This window comes from thiotrophic endosymbiont of Bathymodiolus puteoserpentis (Logatchev) (assembly GCF_900127505.1).
GTDB lineage: Bacteria > Pseudomonadota > Gammaproteobacteria > PS1 > Pseudothioglobaceae > Thiodubiliella.
On record NZ_UEXF01000032.1, the window covers coordinates 1 to 1,277 of the forward strand.

General features: G+C 33.1%; 1 protein-coding gene. It reads right to left on the minus strand.

From position 1 onward, the window contains the following. Positions 1–149 precede the first annotated feature (149 nt). The gene (locus tag BHECKSOX2_RS05670) at positions 150–1,163 is read right to left on the minus strand and encodes a DUF3644 domain-containing protein (RefSeq protein WP_139682829.1); all 1,014 of its coding nucleotides are present in this window, start codon (positions 1,161–1,163) and stop codon (positions 150–152) included. Positions 1,164–1,277 lie beyond the last annotated feature (114 nt).

Sequence of the window (1,277 nt, forward strand, 5' to 3'; positions counted from 1 at the left end):
CAGAATTTTTTACAGTATCAGTTTCAACAGAACTTGTTGCTGACTCGTTCGTATTCATATTTTCTTGCATTTGGCTCTCCTTGTTTTGATGCCTAACGCCGCCATAACCGGAAATTAAAAGCAGAGTGTAGCGTAGCGAAACGGCGCTTTTAATTGTCCGCGTTAATGGCTTTGTTAGCTTTGTTGTAATGTTTATCAAATTCTTTCAGTATATTGTTGCTAAAAAAAGGCTTACTATCACTATTGGGATTTGCAGGGTTGTAAGAACGTAAATGACAAAGCTTTTTATCTGTAAGGAGTTCTTTTCTTAGGCTGTGATATTTTTGGTTAACTTTAAATCCCTCGTCGTATCTTTTTTTAAGGCGCGTAGTTAGTATTTGATAATCCCAAGGAAATTTTTCTAGCATGTCTTCTTCTGTAATTTGGAATGTCGGCGCATTAGGATCATTTGTTATTTTTACTTGGACGCCTGATGCACTTTTAACTTTTTGAAACTTAACATCGATTTTTAGAGTTAAGTTATACTCCCCGATTTCTTTATTGTCATATCCTTGCTCTACTGACTTTATATACTTTAATAATTTTTTCTCACTTGAGTTTAAAGATTCACCTGATGCGGTATCAAAATTCTGAAAAAACGAAAGTGGCATTAAGTAAAAATTATATCTTGATAGACTGTCACCAAACCAATCTCGTATAAGATGAAGATAATTTTGTAGCGATGCAGTGCCTATTTCCTGAACTTTTAACGACAGTTGAAGGTCATCGTTTATAAAATGAATACTGTTGTCCCGTATTTCGGTTAAAGCTTCTAAATTATCCTTTACTGCTTTATCAATTTTAAGCCCATAGTCTTCATTAATTATTCTGTATGCTTCATATAGACTAGTAGACATGGCATTTCCAGAACGATTTAATTTACGGTATAACTTTTTCGATTTGCCACCACCTTTTAACTCTTTTTTCTCCCAGACTAGCAAAGATGTGATTTTATTGCCTGATAGCTGAAGTACCTTTGCTTTTAAAAGAAGCTCCCATGCATTAATACACAAGACAGAAAATGTTTCTTCTCTATATTTAAAGTCAGGTTTATTGTAAATTTCTATAGCCGAAATCATTGCTGAAACGGATTTTTCATGCATTGCTTTTGTTCGGGACTTCATTTCTCTCCTTGAAAGCTAACTATTATTATAAGGACATATTATCCTTACATTACGATATTAAAATTAAAAGCCTGTAAAAAACAGTGTATTTCAATCTTTTTAGGGATAAAATAT